21 protein-coding genes are annotated in these 25,770 nt (G+C 41.0%); 16 read left to right on the top strand and 5 right to left on the bottom strand.

Annotated elements, in window-relative coordinates:
* Window positions 1-237 precede the first annotated feature (237 nt).
* The 5 genes from uspA to galU all read left to right on the top strand — a co-directional run bounded on the left by uspA (window position 238) and on the right by galU (window position 6,239).
* On the top strand, window positions 238-666 hold the full coding sequence (gene uspA / locus EDC44_RS05670) for a universal stress protein UspA (protein WP_131976242.1): 429 nt from the start codon (window positions 238-240) through the stop codon (window positions 664-666).
* 194 nt (window positions 667-860) lie between these two features.
* Window positions 861-3,485 carry an alanine--tRNA ligase gene (gene alaS, locus EDC44_RS05665; protein ID WP_131976240.1) on the top strand — a complete coding sequence of 875 codons (2,625 nt, stop codon included), beginning with the start codon at window positions 861-863 and terminating at the stop codon, window positions 3,483-3,485.
* A 177-nt stretch (window positions 3,486-3,662) separates the two neighbouring features.
* Window positions 3,663-3,866 carry a carbon storage regulator CsrA gene (csrA, locus tag EDC44_RS05660; RefSeq protein ID WP_131976238.1) on the top strand — a complete coding sequence of 68 codons (204 nt, stop codon included), beginning with the start codon at window positions 3,663-3,665 and terminating at the stop codon, window positions 3,864-3,866.
* 36 nt (window positions 3,867-3,902) lie between these two features.
* Window positions 3,903-5,267, top strand: a complete 1,365-nt coding sequence (locus EDC44_RS05655; protein WP_131976236.1) for a phosphohexomutase domain-containing protein — start codon at window positions 3,903-3,905, stop codon at window positions 5,265-5,267.
* Window positions 5,268-5,342: 75 nt separating this feature from the next.
* Complete coding sequence (galU, locus tag EDC44_RS05650; RefSeq protein WP_131976234.1) at window positions 5,343-6,239, top strand: UTP--glucose-1-phosphate uridylyltransferase GalU; 897 nt, start codon at window positions 5,343-5,345, stop codon at window positions 6,237-6,239.
* 33 nt (window positions 6,240-6,272) lie between these two features.
* Here the strand turns inward: galU and lptM are convergent, their stop codons facing one another.
* Window positions 6,273-6,392 carry an LPS translocon maturation chaperone LptM gene (gene lptM / locus EDC44_RS05645; RefSeq protein WP_131976232.1) on the bottom strand — a complete coding sequence of 40 codons (120 nt, stop codon included), beginning with the start codon at window positions 6,390-6,392 and terminating at the stop codon, window positions 6,273-6,275.
* A 118-nt stretch (window positions 6,393-6,510) separates the two neighbouring features.
* Here lptM and cyaY point away from each other — a divergent pair, with 118 nt between their 5' ends.
* The 4 genes from cyaY to nadE all read left to right on the top strand — a co-directional run bounded on the left by cyaY (window position 6,511) and on the right by nadE (window position 10,692).
* Complete coding sequence (gene cyaY, locus EDC44_RS05640) at window positions 6,511-6,822, top strand: iron donor protein CyaY (protein ID WP_131976230.1); 312 nt, start codon at window positions 6,511-6,513, stop codon at window positions 6,820-6,822.
* The gene (recQ, locus tag EDC44_RS05635; protein WP_131976228.1) at window positions 6,822-8,705 is read left to right on the top strand and encodes a DNA helicase RecQ; all 1,884 of its coding nucleotides are present in this window, start codon (window positions 6,822-6,824) and stop codon (window positions 8,703-8,705) included. Before cyaY ends, recQ begins: the two co-directional genes overlap by 1 nt.
* Before the next feature lie 128 nt (window positions 8,706-8,833).
* A complete protein-coding gene (locus tag EDC44_RS05630) occupies window positions 8,834-9,943 on the top strand; it encodes a nicotinate phosphoribosyltransferase (RefSeq protein WP_207896730.1) in 1,110 nt (369 codons plus the stop codon).
* A 20-nt stretch (window positions 9,944-9,963) separates the two neighbouring features.
* The gene (gene nadE, locus EDC44_RS05625) at window positions 9,964-10,692 is read left to right on the top strand and encodes an NAD(+) synthase (protein ID WP_207896728.1); all 729 of its coding nucleotides are present in this window, start codon (window positions 9,964-9,966) and stop codon (window positions 10,690-10,692) included.
* Between the two features lie 43 nt (window positions 10,693-10,735).
* On the opposite strand, the gene hslU is transcribed toward nadE, so the two are convergent.
* Both hslU and hslV read right to left on the bottom strand, forming a co-directional pair.
* Window positions 10,736-12,088 carry an HslU--HslV peptidase ATPase subunit gene (gene hslU / locus EDC44_RS05620; protein ID WP_207896726.1) on the bottom strand — a complete coding sequence of 451 codons (1,353 nt, stop codon included), beginning with the start codon at window positions 12,086-12,088 and terminating at the stop codon, window positions 10,736-10,738.
* 21 nt (window positions 12,089-12,109) lie between these two features.
* Window positions 12,110-12,640 carry an ATP-dependent protease subunit HslV gene (gene hslV / locus EDC44_RS05615; RefSeq protein WP_131976224.1) on the bottom strand — a complete coding sequence of 177 codons (531 nt, stop codon included), beginning with the start codon at window positions 12,638-12,640 and terminating at the stop codon, window positions 12,110-12,112.
* A gap of 411 nt (window positions 12,641-13,051) precedes the next feature.
* Here hslV and nrdD point away from each other — a divergent pair, with 411 nt between their 5' ends.
* The 3 genes from nrdD (at window position 13,052) to ppx (ending at window position 19,037) form a co-directional block, all read left to right on the top strand.
* Entirely contained in the window at window positions 13,052-15,181 is a 2,130-nt protein-coding gene (nrdD, locus tag EDC44_RS05610; RefSeq protein WP_131976222.1) for an anaerobic ribonucleoside-triphosphate reductase, read from the top strand.
* A 237-nt stretch (window positions 15,182-15,418) separates the two neighbouring features.
* Window positions 15,419-17,509, top strand: a complete 2,091-nt coding sequence (ppk1, locus tag EDC44_RS05605) for a polyphosphate kinase 1 (protein ID WP_243647911.1) — start codon at window positions 15,419-15,421, stop codon at window positions 17,507-17,509.
* 13 nt (window positions 17,510-17,522) lie between these two features.
* The gene (gene ppx, locus EDC44_RS05600) at window positions 17,523-19,037 is read left to right on the top strand and encodes an exopolyphosphatase (RefSeq protein ID WP_131976220.1); all 1,515 of its coding nucleotides are present in this window, start codon (window positions 17,523-17,525) and stop codon (window positions 19,035-19,037) included.
* 22 nt (window positions 19,038-19,059) lie between these two features.
* Here ppx and EDC44_RS05595 read toward each other — a convergent pair whose 3' ends face one another.
* The gene (locus tag EDC44_RS05595; protein ID WP_131976218.1) at window positions 19,060-20,985 is read right to left on the bottom strand and encodes an ABC transporter ATP-binding protein; all 1,926 of its coding nucleotides are present in this window, start codon (window positions 20,983-20,985) and stop codon (window positions 19,060-19,062) included.
* 61 nt (window positions 20,986-21,046) lie between these two features.
* On the opposite strand from EDC44_RS05595, the gene EDC44_RS05590 reads away from it, so the two are divergent.
* The 4 genes from EDC44_RS05590 to EDC44_RS05575 all read left to right on the top strand — a co-directional run bounded on the left by EDC44_RS05590 (window position 21,047) and on the right by EDC44_RS05575 (window position 25,153).
* Window positions 21,047-21,676 carry a MarC family protein gene (locus tag EDC44_RS05590; RefSeq protein ID WP_131976216.1) on the top strand — a complete coding sequence of 210 codons (630 nt, stop codon included), beginning with the start codon at window positions 21,047-21,049 and terminating at the stop codon, window positions 21,674-21,676.
* A 108-nt stretch (window positions 21,677-21,784) separates the two neighbouring features.
* Window positions 21,785-23,161 (top strand): chloride channel protein, encoded by a 1,377-nt coding sequence (locus tag EDC44_RS05585; RefSeq protein ID WP_131976214.1) that lies wholly within the window; start codon window positions 21,785-21,787, stop codon window positions 23,159-23,161.
* Window positions 23,154-24,134 (top strand): tRNA dihydrouridine(20/20a) synthase DusA, encoded by a 981-nt coding sequence (gene dusA / locus EDC44_RS05580; RefSeq protein ID WP_131976212.1) that lies wholly within the window; start codon window positions 23,154-23,156, stop codon window positions 24,132-24,134. The genes EDC44_RS05585 and dusA overlap by 8 nt, the downstream gene beginning before the upstream one ends.
* Before the next feature lie 71 nt (window positions 24,135-24,205).
* On the top strand, window positions 24,206-25,153 hold the full coding sequence (locus EDC44_RS05575) for a glycosyltransferase (RefSeq protein ID WP_165870228.1): 948 nt from the start codon (window positions 24,206-24,208) through the stop codon (window positions 25,151-25,153).
* A 142-nt stretch (window positions 25,154-25,295) separates the two neighbouring features.
* On the opposite strand, the gene arsC is transcribed toward EDC44_RS05575, so the two are convergent.
* The gene (gene arsC, locus EDC44_RS05570) at window positions 25,296-25,700 is read right to left on the bottom strand and encodes an arsenate reductase (glutaredoxin) (protein ID WP_131976208.1); all 405 of its coding nucleotides are present in this window, start codon (window positions 25,698-25,700) and stop codon (window positions 25,296-25,298) included.
* Between the last annotated feature and the right edge of the window lie 70 nt (window positions 25,701-25,770).

Below are 25,770 nucleotides of genomic sequence, written 5' to 3'. Positions count from 1 at the left end.
ACGCCGATGGTAGTGTGGGGTTTCCCCATGTGAGAGTAGGACACCATCAGGTTCAAATTAAAGAAACCGCAATTTGAAAGAGTTGCGGTTTTTTTATTTTTTTAATTTATATAGAAATTTTTGATCATTTTCTCAATTCTGTGATCTGCTTCATATTTTTTTTATGTTAAACATGATACTTTGAGCATACGGAAAAAAGTATTAGATTAACTGTCAAATCGGACTAAGGAGTAGAATATGTATACACACGTGTTAGTTGCCGTCGATCTTTCAGAAGAAAGTTCATTTTTATTAGAAAAAGCGGTAAAAGTGGCAAAACGGAATGAAGCCAAACTATCAATCATCCACGTTGATGTTAACTTCTCTGATTTGTATACAGGATTGATCGATGTGAATATGTCTTCAATGCAAGACCGTATTTCAACCGAAACCCATCAAGCATTAACTCAGCTGGCTGATCAGGCAGGTTATCCAGTTGCAGAACGTTTGAGTGGTAGCGGTGATCTCGGTCAAGTTTTAACTGATGCTATCGCACAATATGATGTGGATTTATTGGTTACAGGACATCACCAAGATTTTTGGAGTAAATTAATGTCTTCAACTCGTCAATTAATGAATAATATTCCAATTGATATGCTTGTTGTGCCGCTTCGTGACGAGGAATGACGGAATAGTAAGTAAAAATTGAATTTTTTGACCGCACTTTCATTGCAAGTGAAATGGAATGTGCGGTTTTGTTTTTTTGTAGCTTAAAAAATTGCTAAAATTTACATAATTAGCTATTTAGCGATTGATAAACTTACAAAATATGTAACAATAAAGAAAGAAAAATTTAATAAGTACAAACAAGGTTTTAATGAATGAAAACAACAGCTGAAATCAGACAGTCATTTCTTGATTTTTTTCATAGTAAAGGGCACCGGGTTGTAGCGAGCAGTTCTTTAGTGCCGGAAAACGATCCGACATTGCTATTTACTAATGCAGGGATGAATCAATTTAAAGAGGTATTTTTAGGATTGGAAAAACGTGCATATCATCGTGCAACAACAGCACAACGTTGTGTACGTGCAGGCGGTAAGCATAATGATTTAGAAAATGTCGGCTATACAGCACGACATCATACGTTTTTTGAAATGCTTGGGAATTTCAGTTTTGGTGATTATTTTAAATCTGATGCGATTCAATTTGCTTGGGAATATCTGACTTCGTCACAATGGTTGGGCTTACCAAAAGAAAAATTATGGGTAACTGTCTATGAAACCGATGATGAGGCCTATAATATTTGGAATAAAACGGTAGGTATTCCTGCGGAACGTATTATTCGTATCGGTGATAATAAAGGTGCACCTTATGCTTCGGACAATTTCTGGCAAATGGGTGATACTGGTCCTTGCGGTCCTTGTACGGAAATTTTCTATGATCATGGTGATCATATTTGGGGGGGGCCGCCGGGATCGCCGGAAGAAGACGGTGACCGTTATATTGAAATTTGGAATGTGGTGTTTATGCAATATAATCGCCAAGCAGACGGCACGATGGAAAAATTACCAAAACCGTCTGTAGATACCGGAATGGGCTTGGAGCGCATTTCTGCGGTATTGCAACACGTAAATTCTAATTACGAAATTGATATTTTCCAGGTTCTTATTAAGAAAGTAGCGGAAATTACCGGTGAAACGGATTTAAATAATAAATCACTACGCGTGATTGCGGATCATATTCGTTCTTGTGCCTATTTAATCGCTGATGGCGTGATTCCGTCGAATGAAGGTCGCGGTTATGTATTACGTCGTATTATTCGCCGAGCTGTGCGTCACGGGCATTTATTAGGCGCGAAAGAAGCGTTCTTTTATAAATTAGTGCCGACATTAATTGAAGTCATGGCTGATGCCGGTCAACAAGTTAAAGATAAACAAGTTAACGTTGAAAAATTATTACGTTTGGAAGAAGAACAATTTGCTCGTACCTTAGAACGTGGTTTGACATTATTAGACGAAGCCTTGGGGGAAGTAAAAAATGGTGTATTATCCGGTGAAGTGGCCTTTAAACTGTATGATACCTACGGTTTCCCGTTAGATTTAACCGCTGATGTATGTCGTGAACGTGATATTATTGTTGATGAAGCGGGCTTTGATAAAGAAATGGAAGCACAACGTCAACGAGCACAGGCTGCAAATCAGTTCGTCATGGATTACAATAATGTAATTCGCGTTGAGGGCACAACGAAATTTGAAGGCTATACGGAATCGGAAACTTTGGCAAAAGTGACCGCACTTTTCTATGACGGTCGAGCGGTAAATGAAATTAAAGCCGGCCAAAGTGCGGTGATTATTTTAGAAAATACACCGTTTTATGCGGAATCCGGCGGTCAAATTGGTGATTCAGGCCGTTTACAAGCCAATGGCGTATTGTTTGAAGTAAAAGATACGCAAAAATATGGTCAGGTATTCGGGCATATTGGCGAATTGACTCAAGGTACGTTGTCCGTAGGGCAGACTATTAATGCAGTTGTGGATGCTGAACGTCGTCAACAAACTTCATTGAATCACTCTGCAACTCACTTATTGCACGCGGCATTGCGTCAAGTGTTGGGGGAACATGTCGCCCAAAAAGGTTCTTTAGTGTCAGATACCGCATTACGTTTTGACTTTGCTCAACCGGAAGCAATCAGCAAAGAACAGTTAGTGGAAGTCGAACGTATTGTAAACCGTGAAGTGCGTGCCAATAACCCGATCAGCACGGAAATAATGGCGATTGATGAGGCTAAAGCAAAAGGTGCGATGGCTTTATTTGGTGAAAAATACGGTGATGTAGTTCGCGTTGTCACAATGGGCGATTTTTCTATTGAACTTTGTGGTGGTATTCACGCAAAACGCACCGGTGACATCGGTTTATTTAAAATTATCAGTGAAAGTGCAATCGCTGCAGGTATTCGCCGTGTAGAAGCGGTGACCGGTGAAAATGCAATTACTTGGTTACATCAACAGCAGGCTTTATTGAATCAAAGTGCGGAGTTATTAAAATCCGATACTAATTCCTTGTTGGAAAAAATTCAACAGCTGCAAGATAAAGCGAAAAGAACCGAGAAAGAATTGCAACAGTTGAAAGAAAAAGCTGCACAACAAGCGGGTTCCGATTTTGCTAAAAGTGCGGTAAAAATTAACGACGTTTCCGTTGTTATTCAGCAATTGGATAATGTTGAAGCGAAATCTTTGCGGGTTATGGTTGATGATTTGAAGAACCAGTTAGGTTCTGCAGTCGTGGCTTTTGCGTCGGTCAATAATGATAAAATTAATTTAATTGTCGGCGTGACGGCAGATTTAACCGGCAAAGTAAAAGCCGGTGAGCTGGTCAATTTAATGGCTCGGCAAGTTGGCGGAAAAGGTGGCGGCCGGCCGGATATGGCTATGGCAGGCGGTACGCAACCTGAAAATGCGATAGAAGCATTGAAGTGTTGTGAGGAGTGGTTGTCACAAAATTTGTAAGTATTCCTTGCATTATTACTTGAGTAGTGTAAGTTTTTGTATGATAACTCGCAATTTGTTGTAATTATAAGTTTTATAAACGAGTTACCAATGAGTTGTCGAGAATTAGTTATTAAGTAAATAAGGGATTGATTGGCAACAAGGACGTTTATATTGATAAAAAATGGGGCGGTTTGTATGCTAATATTAACTCGTAAAGTTGGCGAAAGCTTACTCATTAGTGATGATGTATCTATCACAGTTTTGAATATTCGTGGTAATCAAGTGAAATTAGGGGTTAAGGCTCCTAAAGATGTTTCTGTTCATCGAGAAGAAATTTATCACCGAATCAAAGAATCTCTGGATTCTGTGGAAAATGAAGACTTTGTTGAACAAGCTTAGGGTTTTATTTACAAAAGGCAGTATTGGAGGAGTTCAATGGGAAAACTAACTTGTTTTAAAGCTTATGATATTCGCGGTCAGTTGGGTTCTGAGCTAAATGTAGATATTGTATACCGAATTGGTCGGGCATTCGGTCAGTTTTTAAAGCCTAAAACGATTGTTGTGGGAGGCGATGTTCGTTTAACCAGCAAAGAATTGAAAAGTGCGGTAACAAACGGCTTGCTTGATTCCGGCGTGAATGTTATTGACTTGGGGGAAGTCGGTACAGAAGAAGTTTATTTTGCCACCTCATTCTTGAAAACTGACGGTGGTATTGAAGTCACCGCGAGTCATAATCCAATGGATTACAATGGATTAAAACTTGTGCGTGAAGGGTCTCGTCCTATCAGTGCCGATACCGGATTGGCCGATATTCAACGCTTAGCGGAAGAAAATAATTTCCCCGAAGTGACTAAACGCGGCGAATATAAACAATTATCCGTAGTGGGGGATTATGTCGAACACTTACTCTCTTTTATTAATTTAGATAATCTTAAACCGTTAAAATTGGTGATTAATTCCGGTAATGGTGCGGCAGGGCATGTCATTGATGCTATTGAAGCTCAATTTAAAGCCAGACGCATTCCGGTAGAATTTGTGAAAGTTCATAATAATCCGGATGGTACGTTCCCACACGGTATTCCTAATCCAATTTTGCATGAGAATCGCCAAGACACTATTGATGCGGTATTAGCCAATAAAGCGGATATGGGGATCGCCTTTGACGGTGATTTCGACCGTTGCTTCTTATTTGATGAAAACGGTGGCTTTATCGAAGGTTATTATATTGTGGGATTGTTAGGACAAGCATTCTTACAAAAATATAAAGGCGCGAAGATCATTTATGATCCGCGTTTAATCTGGAATACCATTAAATTAGTGGAAGAAAATGGCGGTGAAGCGATTATGTCTAAATCCGGTCACTCTTTCATTAAAGAAAAAATGCGTGCGGTAGATGCGGTATATGGCGGTGAAATGAGTGCTCACCACTATTTCCGCGATTTCTTCTATTGTGATAGTGGTATGATCCCATGGTTATTGGTAATGGAATTGGTTTCAACTACAGGAAAAACTTTAGGTCAACTTGTGGGTGAAGCATTGGAAACTTATCCGTCACCGGGTGAGATCAACAGTAAATTAACCGATGCGAAAGCCTCAATTGCTCGCGTACGTGCGGCATACGAAAAAGATGCACTAAGCGTAGATGAAACAGACGGTATCAGCATCGAATATCCAAACTGGCGCTTCAATTTACGCAGTTCAAATACCGAACCGGTAGTGCGTTTAAATCTTGAAACCCGTGGCGATAAAAAATTAATGACAGAAAAAACCGAAGAAATTTTGGCTTTATTACGTCAATAATTATAAAAAAATGACCGCACTTTATTAAAGATGGTAGAGTGCGGTTTATGCTATTTTATTTTTTGAAGGAAAACTATGAAAGCGATTATTCCTGTTGCTGGGTTAGGAACTCGCATGTTGCCGGCAACTAAAGCAATTCCGAAAGAAATGCTGACTTTGGTGGATAAGCCATTAATTCAATATATTGTAAATGAATGTGTAGCAGCGGGAATTCAAGAAATCGTGTTAGTTACACATTCATCTAAGAATGCTATCGAAAACCATTTTGACACTTCTTTTGAATTGGAAACCATGTTGGAGAAACGGGTAAAACGTCAGTTGCTGGATGAAGTCCGTTCAATTTGTCCGAAAGACGTGACTTTAATGCACGTCCGTCAAGGTAATGCAAAAGGTTTGGGGCACGCAGTGTTATGCGGTCGTCCGGCTGTTGGTAATGAGCCTTTTGTGGTAGTGTTACCTGATGTGTTATTAGCTGAATTTACCGCTAACCAAAAAACTGAAAATCTCTCTGCGATGATTAAGCGTTTTAATGAAACGAAAACCAGTCAAATTATGGTGGCTCCGGTGGCGAGAGAAGAAGTAAGCAGTTATGGGATTGCAGATTGCGGCGGCGTGGAGCTACAAGGCGGTGATAGTGCAAAAATTAATAGTATTGTAGAAAAACCTAGTGTGGAAAAAGCACCGTCTAACTTAGCGGTTGTAGGACGTTATGTATTTTCTGCAACGATCTGGGATTTATTGGAAAGAACGCCTGTCGGTGTAGGTGATGAAATTCAATTAACCGATGCTATTGATATGCTGATTGAAAAAGAAATGGTCGAAGCATTCCATATGACCGGCGAAAGTTTTGATTGCGGAGATAAAATCGGTTATATGAAAGCCTTTGTGGAATATGGCTTGCAGCATGAGAAATTAGGAAAAGAATTTAAAGGTTTCATCCAAGAACTGGCAAAAAAATTAAAAGAACATTGATGAATAAAGGGATCTACGGATCCCTTATTGTTTTTATTTTTGTTGATTTTGTTCTGCCTGTGCTTTTTCCGGAAAATATAACGGCCCTTTTACTCCGCATGCGGATAAGCAGCAGATTGTGCCTAATAAGAAAATCGAAAGTAATTTTTTCATTTTTATATCCTTAATTTAAATTTTTTTACTTTTTACCATTTATTACGCCTTTTGGCTATCGTTATTCGCAGAAAATCTCTATAATTTAGCATTTATTTAATGGGGGAAAACATAGATTATGAATGTAGCAGAATTTCATCAAAATATCGAACTGGTGTGGAATAGTATTGAAGAACAATTGGAAGCACAGAATTGCGATGTTGATTGTGATAAACAAGGTTCGGTATTTTCCATTACTTTTGATGATCGCAGCCAGATTATTATCAATAAGCAAGAACCGTTGTTAGAATTATGGCTGGCAAGCCGTTTGGGGGGGCTGCATTTTGCATTTAAACATAATCAATGGATTAACAGCGATGGCGTGCTGTTTTGGGAGGCATTGCAACAAGCTTGTGCCGCACACGGTGAAATTGTTAGCTTTCAATCTTAATGTCTGAATTATCCTCTTACGCTCAAGTCTATTCAGAAAGTGCGGTAAAAAATCCACAAAATTTAACCGCACTTGAAGTGTTGCGTGCTGTTTTCGGCTATCAATCGTTCCGTCAAGGACAAGAAGATGTCATCAATGCCGCTTTACAGGGTAAAGACAGCTTGGTGATTATGGCAACGGGTAATGGCAAATCCCTATGCTACCAAATTCCTGCACTTTGTTTTGATGGTTTGACTTTAGTGATTTCGCCGCTGATTTCCTTAATGCGGGATCAGGTGGATCAACTGCTTGCAAACGGTATTGAAGCAGATTATCTTAATTCCACGCAAACCTTTGAACAGCAGCAACAGGTGCAAAATAAAGCCATTTCGGGACAGCTGAAATTGCTTTATCTTTCTCCTGAAAAAGTAATGACCGACAGCTTTTTCCGTTTTATTTCCCTGTGTAAAGTGAGCTTTATTGCCATTGATGAAGCACATTGTATCTCACAATGGGGACATGATTTTCGTCCGGAATATATTCAGCTTGGCGGCTTAAAAGCCGCCTTTCCCGATGCTCCTATAATGGCATTAACTGCTACTGCCGATCAGACAACCCGCAACGATATTCTGCAAAATCTTAAATTAAATGCACCGCACTTATATGTAGGCAGTTTTGATCGACCGAATATCCGCTATACGTTGGTGGAAAAATTCAAACCAACCTTGCAACTGTACCAATTGATTCATCAACAAAAAGGCAAAAGCGGGATTGTGTATTGCAATAGCCGCAGCAAAGTAGAAAAACTGACGGAAAGTTTGCAGCATAAAGGCATTGCCGCGGCCGGTTATCATGCAGGAATGAGTACGGCGGAACGCGAGCGGGTGCAACGGGCATTTCAACGGGACAACCTGCAAGTGGTGATCGCGACAGTGGCTTTCGGTATGGGGATTAATAAATCCAATGTGCGGTTTGTCATTCATTTTGACTTGCCCCGCAGTATCGAATCTTACTACCAGGAAACCGGCCGGGCAGGGCGTGACGGCTTACCGGCAGAAGCTATTTTATTATATGCCCCGGAAGATTATGCCTGGCTGCATAAAGTCTTACAGGAAAAGCCGGAAAATAAACAACGGCAAATCGAAGAGCATAAACTGCAAGCGATGAATGCTTTTGCGGAAAGCCAAACGTGCCGCCGCTTAGTGTTGCTCAATTATTTTGGCGAACACCGCAGTTTACCTTGCCAGAACTGTGATATTTGCCTGGATCCGCCGAAAAAATATGACGGCTTAACGGATGCACAAAAAATGATGTCGGTCATTTATCGTACCGGGCAGCGTTTTGGTGCACATTATGTGATTGCTGTGCTACGTGGTTTGCATAATCAGCGTATTAGCGAATTGCAGCACGACAAGCTCAGTGTTTATGGTATCGGCAAGGAACATTCGCAAGAATATTGGTTATCGGTGAGCCGCCAGTTAATCCATCTCGGTTTTATCGTACAAAATATTGCCAATTTCTCAGCGTTACAACTGACCGAAAATGCTCGTCCCCTGTTGCGTGGTGAAATGTCACTGCAATTAGCATTACCAAGAACAACTTCCGTTAGCAAAGTTACGGTACAACGTCAAACCGTCACTGATTATGATAAAGATCTGTTTGCTCGTCTGCGTTTCTTACGTAAACAGATTGCCGATACGGAGAATATTCCGCCGTTTGTGGTATTCAATGATGCTACATTACAAGAAATGTGTCGTTATATGCCGATTAATGATCGTGAAATGCTACAAATAAATGGCGTGGGAGCCAGAAAGCTGGAACGTTTTGCCCCGCCGTTTTTAGCGATTATTCGTGAACATAAGAAGGCATTACAGCGTGCCGAGAAACCGCTTATTTTAGAATAAAGTACGGTGATATTTCCTAAAGTTTTATATTTAACTTGATTTTTATGCTAAAAAGGAGCATATTTCGTTTTGATTTTGTAGCAAATACTTTTCAATTTTGCCAGGTTAATCGTAAAAATATGGAAATTATGCCGATGTTAGAAAAAGAATTTGAATTAAAACGTCAAGGAAAAATCTCACGCCTAACCAACCGCACTTTTAAATTCGATCCGCGTGTAAAGAGCGGTTGGTTTTCAGCGGTTTATTTTTTAAAAACTACTGAAATCATCAAACAAAAAAGACCTAAACAAACCGTCACAATGCAATTTTTCCAGAAAAAAGATGCCGTCTTATGCGGTGTAGATGAGGCCATTGCGTTATTGCATACTTTTGCCGTGGAGCCGCAAAATCTGAAAATTTGGGCATTAAACGATGGCGATAAAATTTCCCCTTTTGAAACCGTATTGATGATTGAAGGCTATTATGAAGATTTCGGTTATTTGGAAGGGATTATTGACGGCATTTTGGCACGTCGTACATCGGTAGCCACTAATGTATATAACGTAGTGCAGGCAGCGGGCGAAGATAATGTGATTTTTATGGGTGATCGCGATGATCATTTTTCTCAACAAGCCGGTGACGGTTATTCCGCTTATATCGGCGGTGCTGCCGCTCAAGCTACCCACGCAATGAATGAATGGTGGGGCAAAGCAGGTGTGGGCACTATGCCGCATGCATTAATTCAGTTATTTGACGGTGATTTGGTGAAAGCCTGTGAAGCCTATTTATCGACTTATCCGGAAGATAATTTGATTGCTCTGGTTGATTATCATAATAATGTCATCGAAGACAGTTTAACGGTAGCCCGTCATTTCGGCGACAAGCTGTATGGTGTTCGGGTGGATACATCAGCCAATATGGTGGATCAATATTTCCTTAATAATCAACATGAATTCGGGCAGGATGATTTACGTGGTACTAATGTACGATTGATTCAGCGCTTACGCGAGCACTTAGATGCTGCCGGTTTCCCTAAGGTAAAAATTATCGTAAGTGGCGGATTTGATGCGGAAAAAATTCGTCGTTTCCGTCAATGTAATGCACCGGTGGATTCTTATGGCGTAGGTTCCAGTTTACTGAAAGTGAATATCGGTTTCACCGGTGATTGCGTGAAATTAAACGGTGTGGAACAAGCCAAACAAGGTAGGAAATATAGTCCTAACCCACGATTAAGTGCGGTGGATTTTGTGGAAATTTAATGCAGATAAGGACTAACAGAATGCAAAATTATCTCAATTATTTAGTGAACTGGCTTGAAGCACAACGTCAGGAATACGGTGCAAAAGGCTATGTGGTGGGCATTAGCGGTGGGGTTGATTCTGCAGTGGTTGCACATCTTTTAATGCGAACCGGTTCACCGGTGCAAGGCATTATCCTGCCTTCAGCGACTACATCACAACAAGATATCAGCGATGCTTTTGCGGTAGCCAAAAGTGCCGGTTGTCCCGTCATGGAAGTGCCGATTACCGCCACTTATGATGCCTTTATGCAATCCATGCAACCTTTATTTAATGAAACTGCAAACAGACAAAATGTGATTGCAGGCAATGTACAAGCTCGTTTAAGAATGACCGCACTTTTCGCTTATGCCCAAAGCCACCAGGCTATTGTTGTGGGGACGGATAACGCCGCAGAATGGTTGACCGGTTACTTTACCAAGTTTGGTGACGGCGGTGTGGATGTAGCACCTTTGCTACAATTACGTAAAGAGCAAGTGTATGAATTAGCCCGTTTACTCAATGTACCGCAACAAGTATTAGATAAATCTCCAAGTGCCGGTTTATGGCAGGGGCAAACGGATGAAAGTGAAATGGGGGTCAGTTATGCAGAAATTGATGCCTTTTTACGTGGTGAAAAGGTTTCGGAACAAGCTCAAAAACAAATCGACTTTTGGCACAACCGCTCTCATCATAAAAGACGAATGGCTCCCGTGCCTAAGCCTTGTTGAGTTGATTATTGATGAAAAGGGAGCACAATGCTCCCTGTTATCCTTATAAAATAAAGCGGCTTAAATCTTCGTTTTCCACTACATCGCCCAGTGCGTCTTTTACATAAGCCCCGTCGATAATCACCGTTTCACCGTTCATATCACTGGCGTTATAGGAAATTTTATCCATTAAGCGTTCCATTACGGTGTGCAAACGACGGGCACCGATGTTTTCGGTTTTCTCATTCACACGGAAAGCCGCTTGCGCAATGCTGTCGATGGCATCCGGTTTAAATTCGATATTCACCCCTTCGGTTTTCATCAGAGCCTGATATTGCTCGGTGAGTGATGCATTCGGTTCCGTTAAAATTCGTTTAAAATCATCCGCACTTAGAGCAGAAAGTTCCACACGAATCGGCAAACGGCCTTGCAATTCCGGAATTAAATCCGACGGGCGGGCTACTTGGAATGCACCGGAACAGATAAATAAAATATGATCGGTTTTCACCATACCGTGTTTGGTATTAATGGTTGAACCTTCCACCAACGGTAGCAAATCACGCTGTACTCCTTCGCGAGACACATCCGGACCGGAAGTGTCGCCGCGTTTACAGATTTTGTCGATTTCGTCGATAAACACAATACCGTGTTGTTCTACGGCTTCAATGGCTTTTTCTTTTAAATCTTCCAAATTCACTAATTTAGCCGCTTCGTCGTCTACCAAAATTTTCATCGCATCCTTAATTTTCATTTTGCGTTTTTTGGTTTTCTCATTAGACAGGTTTTGGAACATTGACTGCAACTGGTTGGTCATTTCTTCCATTCCCGGTGGTGCCATAATTTCCACCCCCATTGACATGCCGACAGAAACATCGATTTCAATTTCTTTGTCTTGTAATTCGCCTTCGCGTAATTTTTTACGGAAAATTTGACGGGTATTATTACTTGCGTTGTGACCGCTTTCGGGTTCACCCCATTGATTTTTTGGCGGTGGAATCAATGCATCTAAAATGCGTTCTTCCGCCGCTTCTTCAGCACGGAAACGGTTTTTTTCGATTTCGGTTTGACGTACTAGTTTCATGGCACTGTCAGTGAGATCGCGGATAATAGAGTCCACTTCTTTACCTACGTAGCCCACTTCGGTGAATTTGGTGGCTTCCACTTTAATAAACGGCGCATTGGCGAGCTTTGCCAAACGGCGGGCAATTTCTGTTTTACCCACACCGGTCGGACCGATCATTAAAATATTTTTTGGAGTGACTTCATGACGCAGTGGTTCATCCAATTGCATACGACGCCAACGGTTACGCAATGCAATGGCCACAGAACGTTTGGCATCTGCTTGGCCGATAATGTGCTTGTCTAATTCCGACACTATTTCTCTTGGTGTCATTTCTGCTTTTTGATTCACTGACATTATAATAGTTCCTTGAATTGATTATTCATTGGGTAATTCTTCAATAGTAAAATTGGTATTTGTATATACACAAATATCACCGGCAATTTTTAAGGATTTTTCCACGATTTCGCGTGCGGAAAGTGCTGTGTTGTCCACTAACGCACGGGCGGCAGAAAGGGCGTAGTTACCACCGGATCCGATAGCCAAAATCTGATCTGCTTCCGGCTGAACCATATCGCCTAAACCGGTTATGATCAATGATTCCGTTTCATCGGCGACGATCAACATTGCTTCCAATTTACGTAACGCACGGTCGGTTCGCCATTCTTTGGCTAATTCTACCGCACTTTTTAATAAATGCCCTTGGTGCATTTCCAATTTACGTTCAAATAATTCAAACAGAGTGAAAGCATCCGCCGTGCCGCCGGCAAACCCTGCCAATACTTTATTGTTATATAAACGGCGTACTTTACGGGCATTGCCTTTCATTACGGTATTGCCTAAAGATACCTGGCCATCGCCGCCCACAACAACGTGACCGTTGCGGCGTACACTGACGATTGTAGTCATAATTCTGTCCTTTTGTTCAAATGAAATTTGTTTGATATATGGAGATTGCTACAAAATATTTCAAGATTTGAACCGCACTTTTTATTATTTCATCTCAGTTAAAAATGATTTTCACTTTTTTCTATTTTTTCAATAAATCGAAATTCCTTATACTTCACATCAACAAGACAAAAATTATATTGCCATAAGTGCGGTATATTTTTCACAAAATTTTGATCTTGATCACAAATTTGAAAAAATAATTTAAGAGCCATTCGCAATAAATAAAAAAATTTCTCAATAAAACCAATCAGTAAGCACAAAAGTTAATAAAATGTAAATAAATAGCCCTATATATTGTGTGTTGATATCTTTATTTAAACTATATATAGTATCTCTCGTTTATAAAACCACAATATATAGGACAATATCATGGGTACATCATTTATGGTGATAAAACGCGACGGTTCCCGTTGCGGATTTGAAATTCAGTTAATTATCAATGCGATAAAAAAAGCCGCAAGTGCGGTAGGAATTAACGACGAATTATTCTGCTACCGTCTGGGACAGCAGGTGTGTGATGAGATTTTCACCCGCTATCAGCAAGAAATCGATATTAACCAAATTCAGCAAATTGTTGAAAACCATTTGATGCACAGCCAATATCCGCAAATTGCCCGTGCTTATATCGAATACCGTCATGATCGCGATTTGGCTCGCGAGAAACGCAGCCATTTGACTCGTGAAATCGAAGGATTGATTGAGCAAAGCAACGTGGAACTGCTAAATGAAAATGCTAATAAAGATGCTAAAGTGATTCCGACCCAACGGGATTTATTGGCGGGTATTGTAGCGAAGCATTATGCCAAAAACTATATTTTGCCGAAAGATGTGGTGGATGCACATGAAAAAGGCGAAATTCATTATCACGACTTGGATTATGCTCCGTTTTTCCCGATGTTCAACTGTATGCTGGTGGATTTAAAAGGTATGTTGGAGCACGGCTTTAATATGGGCAATGCGGAAATCGAACCGCCGAAATCTATCGGCACGGCTACCGCCGTTACGGCTCAAATTATTGCTCAAGTGGCCAGCCATATTTACGGCGGTACTACTATTAACCGCATTGATGAAGTGCTTGCTCCTTATGTGCAGCAAAGCTATGAAAAATTATTGAAAACCGCTGCTCAATGGAATATTCCTGATGCGGAAGGTTATGCTAAAACATTGATTGAAAAAGAATGTTTTGACGCCTTTCAATCCTTAGAATACGAAGTGAATACCCTGCATACATCTAACGGTCAAACGCCGTTTGTAACCTTTGGTTTCGGTTTAGGAACCAGCTGGCAGGAAAAATTAATCCAGCAATCAATTTTGAAAAATCGTATCCGCGGTTTGGGTAAAAATCATAAAACTCCGGTGTTCCCGAAATTGGTGTTCACCATTAAAAAAGGTGTGAATCAGGCGGAAGGCGATCCGAATTATGATGTGAAACAGCTTGCATTGGAATGTGCCTCCAAACGGATGTATCCGGATATTTTAAACTACGACCAAGTAGTGAAAGTAACCGGTTCTTTCAAAGCTCCGATGGGCTGCCGCAGTTTCTTAAATGCCTATGAAGAACAAGGCGAAGAAATTCACGACGGCCGCAATAATCTGGGGGTGGTGAGTTTGAACTTGCCGCGCATTGCCATTGAAGCGAAAGGTAATGAAGCCAAATTCTATGAAATTTTGGATCAACGTTTGAGCGTGGTAAAACGGGCATTGATGACCCGAATCGCCCGATTGGAAAATACCAAAGCCCGCGTAGCACCGATTTTATATATGGAAGGGGCGTGCGGCGTGCGTTTGAAAGCCGATGAAAATGTTGCGAAGATTTTCAAAAACGGCCGGGCTTCCGTGTCATTAGGCTATATCGGTATTCACGAAACCATCAATGCGTTATTCGGCGATACGCATATTTATGATAATGCAACGCTACGTCAAAAAGGTGTGGAAATCGTTAAATATTTAAGCGATAGAGCAAAACAATGGCGGGCGGAAACAGGCTATGCGTTTAGCTTATACTCTACCCCAAGCGAAAATCTATGCGATCGTTTCTGTCGTTTGGATACCAAACAGTTCGGTATGATTGACGGTGTGACGGACAAAGGCTACTACACTAACAGCTATCACTTAGATGTGGAGAAAAAAGTCAATCCATACGACAAACTGGACTTTGAAATGGCTTATCCGCCATTAGCCAGCGGCGGTTTTATCTGCTATGGCGAATATCCGAATATTCAGCACAATCTGAAAGCCTTGGAAGATGTGTGGGATTACAGCTACGACCGCGTACCTTATTACGGCACCAACACACCGATTGACGAATGTTACGAATGCGGCTTTACCGGTGAATTTGAATGTACCAGCAAAGGATTCACCTGTCCGAAATGCGGCAATCACGACAGCAGCAAAGTGTCGGTCACCCGCCGCGTATGCGGTTATCTCGGCAGCCCCGATGCCCGTCCGTTTAATGCGGGTAAACAGGAAGAAGTGAAACGCAGAGTGAAACATTTGTAATTATAAAGCGTTTATTAATAAGGTAAGCTGACAGAATCATGCTTGCCTTATTTTTTGTCGAACAATCATTAAGTTAGTATTATTAAATAAATTGAGTGGTTATAAAACGTTCATATTCAATTTTCTTTCTATAGAAGATTTTTACAAGTCATTAAATTGTCATAAACTTTTGTAAGAATAGCGTTCTCAAGATCATAATTTCTGGTAAAGCGAAAAATATCACAATGGGGACGATTCATGATGATTTTTAAAAACAAAAATGATGAAACAAAATATACCGCTAAAGAACTGAGTTGGTTGGCATTTAATGAACGTGTTTTACAAGAAGCCGCAGATGAAAGCAATCCATTATTGGAGCGTATCCGCTTTTTGGGTATTTTTGCCTCTAATTTAGATGAATTTTATCAAGTTCGCTTTGCGAATTTAAAGCATCAGCTACTGATAATTCGTAACCAGGAATCGTTACCTGCCAAACAAATCCGTACGCATTTAAAGAAAATCCAAAAACGTACGGAGCAGTTAAACGAAAAATTTTCGGAGTTATACAATCGTTTGATGTTACGATTGGCAAAACATCAAATCTTCTTAATTAATGAAAGTCAACTCTCCGTTTTTCATCAAGATTGGTTGAAAGCGTATTTTCGAAAAGAAATCAACCAACAGGTTTTTCCGATAATTTTAAATGAAGAAATTGATTTATCCGCTTCTTTAAATGCACATAACTCAAACCTTATTGTCGAACTGAAGAAAAATAAAAAAATTTCCCAATTGGCTGTATTGCCGATTCCTTCCGATAAACTTCCCCGCTTTGTGGTATTGCCGAAAGAACGTTATAAACGCCATCAGCGCATTATTTTATTAGATAATATTATCCGTTTTTGTTTGGATGAAATTTTTTCCAATTCCGTATTTGATTATGATGAAATTACCGCTTATTCTATTCGGATGACCCGTGACGCAGAATATGATTTGGTGACCGAAGTGGAATACAGCTTGTTGGAGTTAATGTCTTCCAGTTTGAAACAACGTATTGCCGCGCAGCCGGTGCGTTTTTTATATGAAAAAACCATGCCGAAAGGTTTGCTGAAATTATTAAAAGAGCGGTTGAATATGAGTAATTTAGACTCAATTGAAGCTGGTGAACGTTATTTAAGTTTCAAGCATTTGTTGCAATTTCCAGATCTCGGTAAAAAAGAATTATTAAATAGCTCATTATCACCTATTCAGCATCCTCAAATTAAATCGCGCTGTCCGATTTTAGATGCTATCAGTAAACAGGATATTCTGTTTTATTATCCGTATCATAGCTTTGATGTGATCTGTGAATTATTCCGCCAAGCGTCTTTTGATTCGAATGTCATCTCGTTGAAGATTAATTTATATCGTGTAGCTTCTCGTTCCCGTATTATTCAGGCGTTAATTAATGCGGCGAATAACGGTAAAAAAGTGACGGTAATTATTGAACTGCAAGCCCGTTTTGATGAAGAAGCCAATATTCATTGGTCTAAAATGCTGACGGATAATCATATCAAAGTGGTGTTTTCATCACCGGGTTTTAAAATTCATTCAAAACTCTTTTTAATTACCCGAAAAGAAAAGGGGAATTTGGTGGAATATGCTCATGTGGGAACCGGGAATTTCCATGAGAATACCGCAAAAATTTATACGGATTTCGCATTATTAACCAAAAACCCGAAAATTACCAAAGAAGTCAACAATGTTTTCCGTTTTATTGAAATGCCGTTTAATTCTATGAATTTCAATCATTTATTGGTTTCTCCGGTCAATGTTCGTCAAAATTTGATGTCGCTGGTAAGACGGGAAATCAAAAACGCAAAGGACGGCAAAAAAAGCGGTATTATTTTTAAAGTCAATAATCTGGTGGATCAGGAAATTATTGATTTGCTTTATGAAGCCGGTCAGGCTGGTGTAACGGTGAAAATGATTATTCGGGGAATGTGTGCGTTACGTGCAGGAGTGAAAAATCTCAGTGAAAATATTCATGTTATCAGTATTGTCGATCGCTTTTTAGAGCATCCGCGCGTTTATTATTTTGAAAATGAAGGTGATCCGGATGTCTATATTTCATCCGCCGATTTAATGACCCGTAATTTAGACCGTCGTATTGAAGTAGGTGCTCCGCTATATGATGCTCGGACAAAACAATGTGTGATCGATATTCTCAATATTCAGCTTGCAGATAATGTAAAAGCCCGTATTATTGATGCTGATGAAAAAAATGAATATGTCCGCAATGACAAACCGGCTTGTCGTTCGCAGATTGCCATTTATGAATACTTGGCGAATAAAGCCGCCCCTAAAAAGTAACTAAAGAGTTATAATGAACACACAAAAACAAGCCGAAAACCTACCGCACTTTGCCGCCGTAGATTTAGGTTCCAATAGCTTTCAGATGATGATAGTCCGCATTGTTAACGGATCGATTCAAGTTTTATCCCGTTTAAAACAGCGTGTGCAGTTAGCGGACGGGCTGGATAACAAAAACCGTTTAAATCAAGCTGCCATTCAACGCGGTGTGGATTGCTTGGCATTATTTGCCGAACGTTTGCAGGGGATTCCTGTTGAAAATGTACGTACCGTCGCCACTTATACGCTCAGAAGAGCGGTCAATAATCAGGATTTTTTAGCGGCAACTAAAGCGGTTTATCCTTTTCCGATTCAAATTATTTCCGGTCAGGAAGAAGCCGAATTGATTTATTCAGGCGTTTCCCATACCCAGCCGGAAAATGGTCGAAAAATGGTGGTGGATATTGGCGGCGGTTCGACGGAAATGATCATCGGTGACGGTTTTACACCATTGCGTTGTGAAAGCCGACATATGGGGTGTGTGAGTTTCGCCAAAGCGTTTTTTGATACCAAAAAAATCAGTGAAAAGCAATTTTATAAAGCACAAAAAGCCGCCTTGGCAAAAATTGAAGATCTGTCTTGGGATTACCGTAATTTAGGTTGGCAGGCGGTGTTAGGTTCATCCGGCACGGTGAAAGCCATTAGCCAAGTGGTACAAGCCAATTACAATAGCGATGTTATTACTGCCGGGAATTTGAAACAGCTCATTGATCAAACACTGAAATTTGATAGCCTGGATAAACTCAAAATCGCCGGATTGGAAGAGGATCGTTTGGCATTGTTTTTACCTGGATTAGCCATTTTAAATGCCGTGTTTGAAACCTTTCGTATTGAACAAATGCGTTATTCCGACGGTGCGTTGCGTGAAGGAGTGATGTACGGTTTGGAGCAAAGCTTTCAAGTGGATGATATTCGTCAACGTACCATAAACAGCGTGATGAAAAATTTTGCCATTGATCAGTCGCAGGCCGGCCGCGTTAGTCATACCGCCGATGTATTGCTGCAAAAATACGATCATTGGCATAATAATGAACAACTTGACGAAATGCACAGCATTTTATCCGCTGCCGCCCAACTGCATGAAATCGGATTGGTATTAAATCACAGCGGTGTACAAAAACATTCCGCGTATATGTTGCAAAGTTTGGATTTACCGGGCTTTTCCCCGGAACAAAAGCAACTTTTGGTTAATTTAGTCCGCTTTCATATTAAGTCGTTCAAAGCCTTGGAATTACCTAAAGAGGGTTTATTTCATAAACGGGATACAATCGCGTTAATCGTTTTATTACGTTTAGCCGTGATTATCAACCGCTCCCGCCAAGCAGCAGAATTTACCGACAATGATATTCTGCACATCAATCACGGCGGAGAAAATTGGGAATTGGAATTTGAAAAAGGCTATTTGGAACGAAATCCATTAGTGGTGAATGATTTGACGCAAGAGCAAACCGTGTTAAAAACGATTGGAATTCAGTTTAATTTTAGTTAAAAAATTCAAAAACAAAGGGGCATTACGCCCCTGAATTTTCCTTTAATAATCCTTCTAATTCTTCCTGCATTTCCAACCAATGGGCTTCAACGTTTTCCAAATCCGTTTTCACCTGCACCCGGCGTGCTAAAAGTGCGGTGAGTTTTTCTTTATTTTCTGCAAGATAGAGAACATTGTCCGCCAGTTGGTTTTCGATTTCTGCCAGTTCGGTAGAAAGTTTTTCCATTTGCATTTCAAATTGACTGATTTTTTTACGCAGCGGAGCGGTTTGCTGACGTAGTTCTGCTTCACGGCGTTTTTGTTCTTTGCGGTTTCCATTGGAATTTTCTTTAATTTCTACCGCACTTTCGCTGCTTTTCGGAGCATTATTGATTTCCGTCAGCCACTTTTGATAATCGTCCAAATCGCCTTTAAATTCTTCCACTTGCTTATCGTGGACTAAATAAAATTCTTCCACAGTATTACGCAGCAAATGCCGGTCGTGAGAAACCACGACAAGTGAACCTTGATAATCTACCAAGGCTTCCGTTAACGCCTGACGCATATCTAAATCCAAATGGTTGGTAGGTTCATCCAGCAGCAACAAATTCGGCCGCTGCCACACAATTAATGCCAGCACCAAACGGGCTTTTTCACCGCCAGAAAAAGACGATACCGTTTGATTGACTTTATCGCCGTGAAAAGCAAAACCGCCGAGAAAATCCCGTAGTTGTTGTTCCGTTTGTTGCGGGGCGAGTTTTTGTAAATGCCATAATGCGGTTTCATCAGCACGCAAGGTATCAAGCTGATGCTGAGCGAAATAGCCGAGCTGCACGCCTTTTGCCAACTGTACGTTGCCCGAAAGTGCGGTCAGTTCCTCTGCCAGTAATTTTATTAAGGTGGATTTGCCCGCACCATTTTTGCCGAGCAGACCGATGCGTGAGCCGGGCACGAGATTTAATTTGATTTTTTGCAAAATTTCTACCGCACTTTTGCCGTTATCGTAACCTGCACTGACTTTATCCATCGTCAATAGGGGATTCGGCAGGGTAAGCGGTTCGCGAAATTCAAAATGAAAAGGGTTATCCACATAAGCCCGTGTAATCAATTCCATACGTTCCAAGGCTTTCATACGGCTTTGCGCTTGTTTGGCTTTGCTGGCTTTGGCTTTGAAGCGGTCAATATAGCTTTGTAAATGAGCGACTTTTTGCTGTTGCTGGCGATAAAGTGCGGTTTGTTGGGCGAGTTTTGTCGCTCGTTGTACTTCAAATGATGAGTAATCACCGGTATATTCATTAATCTGTTGATTTTCAATATGCAAAATACGATTCACAATAGGATCAAGAAAGTCGCGGTCATGAGAAATTAACACGAGCGTGCCTTTATAGTTCACCAGCCAGCGTTCCAGCCAAATTACCGCATCCAAATCTAAATGGTTTGTGGGTTCATCCAGTAACAATAAATCAGAACGGCAAAGCAAGGCTTGTGCCAAATTCAACCGCATTCGCCAACCGCCGGAAAAGGATTTCACGGAATGTTGTAATTGTGCTTGAGTGAAGCCTAAACCGTTTAATAAGGTTGCGGCACGGGCTTGAATTGTCCAGGCATCAATAGTGTCTAATTGGGTGTGAATACGTGCGATGGCATTGCCGTCATTTAGTTGATTTGCGATTTCAAGCTGTTGTTGTAATTGACAATATTCGCGATCACCTTGAATAACATAATCCAAGGCGGAAATATCCAACGCAGGTGTTTCTTGATTCACCCAGGCTAACGCCCAATTATGCGGCATTTTTACTTCACCGCTTTCGGCCGTGAGTTCGCCTTTTAACAAGGCAAACAACGTCGATTTGCCGCAACCGTTTTTACCGACCAGGCCCACTTTTTGACTTGGATTAATGGTTGCATTAGCATTTTCAAGTAAAATGGTTTGCCCGCGTTTTAAAATTAAATTTGAAAAAAAGATCATTATTTCGCTTCATTTTGTTGTAATATGGTAGCCATTATAGCTTATTTTATAGGATTTCATTATGTTTGATTCTTTGATTGTTCAATTTGTGGTGCTCTGGGCGGTAATCGATCCCGTCGGTTCCGTGCCGGTGTATTTGGCGAAAACCGTCGGATTGCCTATCGATGACCGCCGTAAGATTGCTCGTCATGCCGTAGAAGTAGCTGCGGGTATTCTGGTATTTTTCTTGATTGCCGGACAATTTTTATTAGAAGCGATGCAAATTCCTTTACCCGCCTTTCAAATTGCCGGCGGTATTGTATTGTTTTTATTTGCATTAACAATGATTTTCGGCGAAAGCAAACCTGAGCAGGAAATCCGCCTTTCCACCAATTTGAAAGAATTAGCCGTCTATCCTTTAGCCGTACCGTCCATTGCTTCACCCGGTGCGATGATGGCCATTGTGCTGCTTACGGATAACCATCGTTACAGCATTATGGATCAAACCTTTACCGCGTTAATTATGCTTTCCATTTTAATTATCACTTATTTATTGTTTATTGCCGCCAATAGAATTCAGAGCGTGATCGGCAATACCGGTGCAGCAATCATTAGTCGTGTGATGGGATTGATTCTGGCTGCCGTTGCTGTGAATAACGTATTGATCGGTATTCGGGATTTTTTCCAGGAAATAGCTACGCAAGCCGGTTAGTTAAAACAATTTAAGTGCGGTCAAAAATTGAAAAATTTTGACCGCACTTTGTTTTTTGGCAGAAAAAATTTATAATTTCGTCAACTAATCGCTAATTTTACAAACATTATGCCTGCTTACACTCAAGTATTACGCCGATTTATCCATAAAAAAGTTCGCCAAACCAATCGCATTTCCCATAAAAGCGTAGAATTTATTTGCCTGCTATTAGGTGCCGCTTGGGTAGCGTTATTTTCTTTAGGGTTCGCAAAACTGGCTGATTTGGGATTGGAACTCAATACTTATTGGATGGGAAAATATCCTTTAGCTGCGTGGATTATCCTGCCTCTAGGTTTAGCGGGATTGGCTTGGTTTACCAAAACTTATACGCCTTATGTGGCAGGCAGCGGTATTCCGCAAGTAATTGCCTCCATCAGCTTGCCGCACAGTGCAAATAAAAGCCGTTTGGTAGCATTCGGTCAGACCCTGTGGAAAATTCCGCTCACGTTTCTTGCGATGGTGATCGGCGCTTCTGTGGGGCGTGAAGGACCGTCAGTACAAGTCGGTGCCGCAGTAATGTTGGCTTGGGGCAATTTCTGCCGTCGGCATAATTTCGCATTCAAAGGCTTGAGTGCCAATGAATTAATGGCTACCGGTGCTGCAGGCGGTTTGGCTGCGGCATTTAATGCACCGTTGGCAGGAGTGATTTTCGCCATTGAGGAACTTGGTCGCGGTACGTTATTACGTTGGGAACGCCGCGTATTGCTCGGTGTGTTGGCCGCCGGTTTTATTTTAGTGGCTATTCAAGGTAATAACCCTTATTTTCCCCAATATGAAGGAGCGACCACAATTCCGAAAATGACACTTTGGTTGTTGCTATGCGGTGTTGTGTGCGGCATTTCAGGCGGGATATTTGCCCGTTTATTAGCCAAAGGCGTGGCGAGCTATGTACCAAACTTATATCGCGGTTGGGTGAGAAAACACCCGATTTATACCGCACTTTTGCTTGGTTTGATCTTGGCCGCACTGGGAATGTACAGCCACGGACAAACCTACGGCACGGGCTACGGCGTGGTGACCAAAGCCTTGGACGGCGAAGCATTACGGCCGGACGGCATTGGTGTCACGAAGCTATTTGCTACGGTAACGACCTATTGGTCGGGCATTGCAGGCGGGATTTTCACCCCGGCATTAACCACCGGTGCCGGTATCGGTGCAGATATTTGGTCGCTCACCGGCGGTGTTGTGGATCAACGGTTGTTAGTATTGCTTTGTATGGCGGGGTTTCTTGCCGCTGCCACGCAATCACCGGTTACCGGCAGTGTGATTGTGATGGAAATGACGGGAAGTCAACCGGTACTGTTTTGGATGTTGGTATGCAGTTTGATTGCATCAATGATTTCACGCCAATTTTGCCCGAAACCCTTTTATCATTTCGCCGCGAGTCGATTTCGTCAGCGGATCCAAGAAGAATATAAATTAGAAGAAAAGAAAATTAATGAATAATCAACCGCACTTTTATCGCGGCAGATTTGCTGTTGCACCCATGTTAGATTGGACAACCAAGCATTGTCGCTATTTTCATCGCCAATTCAGTAAACACACGTTGCTTTATACCGAGATGGTTACAACCGGAGCCATTCTTCACGCCAAATATGATCATTTGGATTTTGATTTACAGGAAAATCCTGTGGCATTACAGCTGGGCGGAAGTGATCTGGAACAATTAGCCCATTGTGTAAAGCTGGCGGAACAACGCGGCTATCAGGAAATTAATTTGAATGTGGGCTGTCCGTCAGATCGCGTGCAAAACGGGATGTTCGGTGCCTGTTTAATGGCGAAAGCGGAGCTGGTGGCGGAATGTGTAGAAAAAATGCAAGAAGCCACCACACTTCCCGTGACAGTGAAAACCCGTATCGGCATTGATACTTTGGACAGTTATGAGTTTCTCATGGATTTTGTACAAAAAGTGCATAATGCAGGCTGTCGGGAATTTATCGTACACGCTCGCAAGGCTTGGCTTTCAGGCTTAAGTCCGAAGGAAAACCGAGAAATTCCACCATTAGATTATGAACGGGTATATCGGCTTAAACGGGATTTTCCGCAATTGCTTATCAGCATTAACGGCGGTATTAAAACCATTGATGAAATCAAACGGCATTTGCAGCACGTAGATGGTGTGATGGTAGGCCGCGAAGCCTATCAAAATCCGTCATTGCTCGGTTATATCGATCAGGCGTTATTTGATCCGCAAAGCTCGATCATCTCTCCAAAAGAAGCGGTGGAGAATATGTTTCCTTACATTGAACGTCAATTATCACAAGGGGTTTATCTCAATCATATTGTCCGTCATATGTTGGGGGCTTTTCAAGGCTGCAAAGGTGCAAGGCAGTGGCGACGCCATTTAAGCGAAAATGCACATAAGCTCGGAGCCGGAGTCGATGTTGTGCAAACTGCATTAAATTTTGTGGAAAACTAACCGCACTTTTTTGAACTTTATATTACATTTTAAACATATAGTACCTTATATAAATGAAATTATGTGTGATTATGCCGGTATATAACGGCGAAAAATATTTGTCTCAAGCCTTGCAATCTTTATCAGAGCAAACCTTTCAAGATTTCCGGATTTTAGCGGTAAATGACTGCTCAACGGATCATAGCGGTGAAATATTAGAGCAATATGCTCAATCACATCTTAATATGGAAGTCGTGCATTTTGAAAAAAATCATCGTGAAGATGGCACTATGAATTATCTATTGGAACGTTTGGAAAAGATGCCTGATGTTGAATATGCAGCATTAATGCATTGTGATGATATCAGTTTGCCTGAACGTTTTGCTAAACAAATTGCTTTTTTAGACCAACATCCTCAAATACATGTTTTAGGGACTTTTGCAACCTGTATTAATGCGGAAGGTGATGAGATTAGAACAATAAAAATTCCTGAAAAAGATGATTTCATCAAAGCTCATATGGCAATAGCACGGAATAATTTATGCCATCCCACCATTATGTGGCGTAATCATTGGTTTTGCGAGAATCATATTCGTTTTGGCAATGCTGTGGTAGCCGGGGACTTTGAAATGTGGATTGATTGTGCTTTGCGTGGAGCAACGTTTGCTAATTTAGCAGAACCTTTGTTTAAATATCGGCTTCATAAAGCTCAACAATCTAATAAAATCAATGAAATTAACGATGTTGTACAGCCGGTCTTAGAAAAATACTACGCTCGTCTGTTTCCGATATTGAGTGATGAAGAAAGAGCCAATTTGGCTTTTATTTGCTATCGATATATTTATGATGAGAAACGTATTCAATTAGCGGAACAGACATTAGATAAAATTCGTCCGTTTACTGAATCGGTACTTGGTGAAAATAGACGACAAACATTTAATGTTCTACGCAATAGTGTGGCATTAGTGAAATCAAAAGCCCCAAAAATTAAGAAATTAGTCTCGACTTTTACTATTTCAAGAGGTACTCGGCAGGGATGAGTCGATCTGTGGAAGAAATATATTAATTAGGTGACATACAAGAGCGGTGAAATTTGAAAAAATTCCACCGCTCTTTTATTAATATCTTACTAAATATCCATCGGTTTTCAATTTTGATCTTTCAGTGGCGGCAGCCAAGACTTTACGGAGCAATCACATCCCCGTTTTCTTTAACAAACGGTTCGGTTAATGGAGTGTTGAGTATGGATAATACCGCTTCAATGGGACGTCCTAATGCTGCACCTTGTTCGCTAACCACAATTGGGCGGTTGATTAAAATCGGGTGTTCAATCATTGCATTGATGAGTTCATCATCCGTTAAATTCGGATTCTCTAAATTTAATTCTTTGTAAACCGTTTCATTTGTGCGGATAAGTTTTCTCGGTGAAAGTTGCATTTGTGCAAGCAATGTGCGTAACTCGGTTTCATTAGGCGGGGTTTGCAAATATAAAACCACTTCAGGCTCCAAGCCTAAATGTTTGAGTAATGCTAAGGTGTTGCGGGATGAACTGCATTTCGGGTTGTGATAAATAGTGACTTTTTCCATAACGGATTTCCTTTATTAAATTGTATAGAAAAGGGGCGATGAACGCCCCTTAAATTCATAGCATGCTGAT

This window comes from Cricetibacter osteomyelitidis, from assembly GCF_004340985.1.
Classification (GTDB): domain Bacteria; phylum Pseudomonadota; class Gammaproteobacteria; order Enterobacterales; family Pasteurellaceae; genus Cricetibacter; species Cricetibacter osteomyelitidis.
This window is presented reverse-complemented; position numbering and strand designations above follow the sequence as displayed.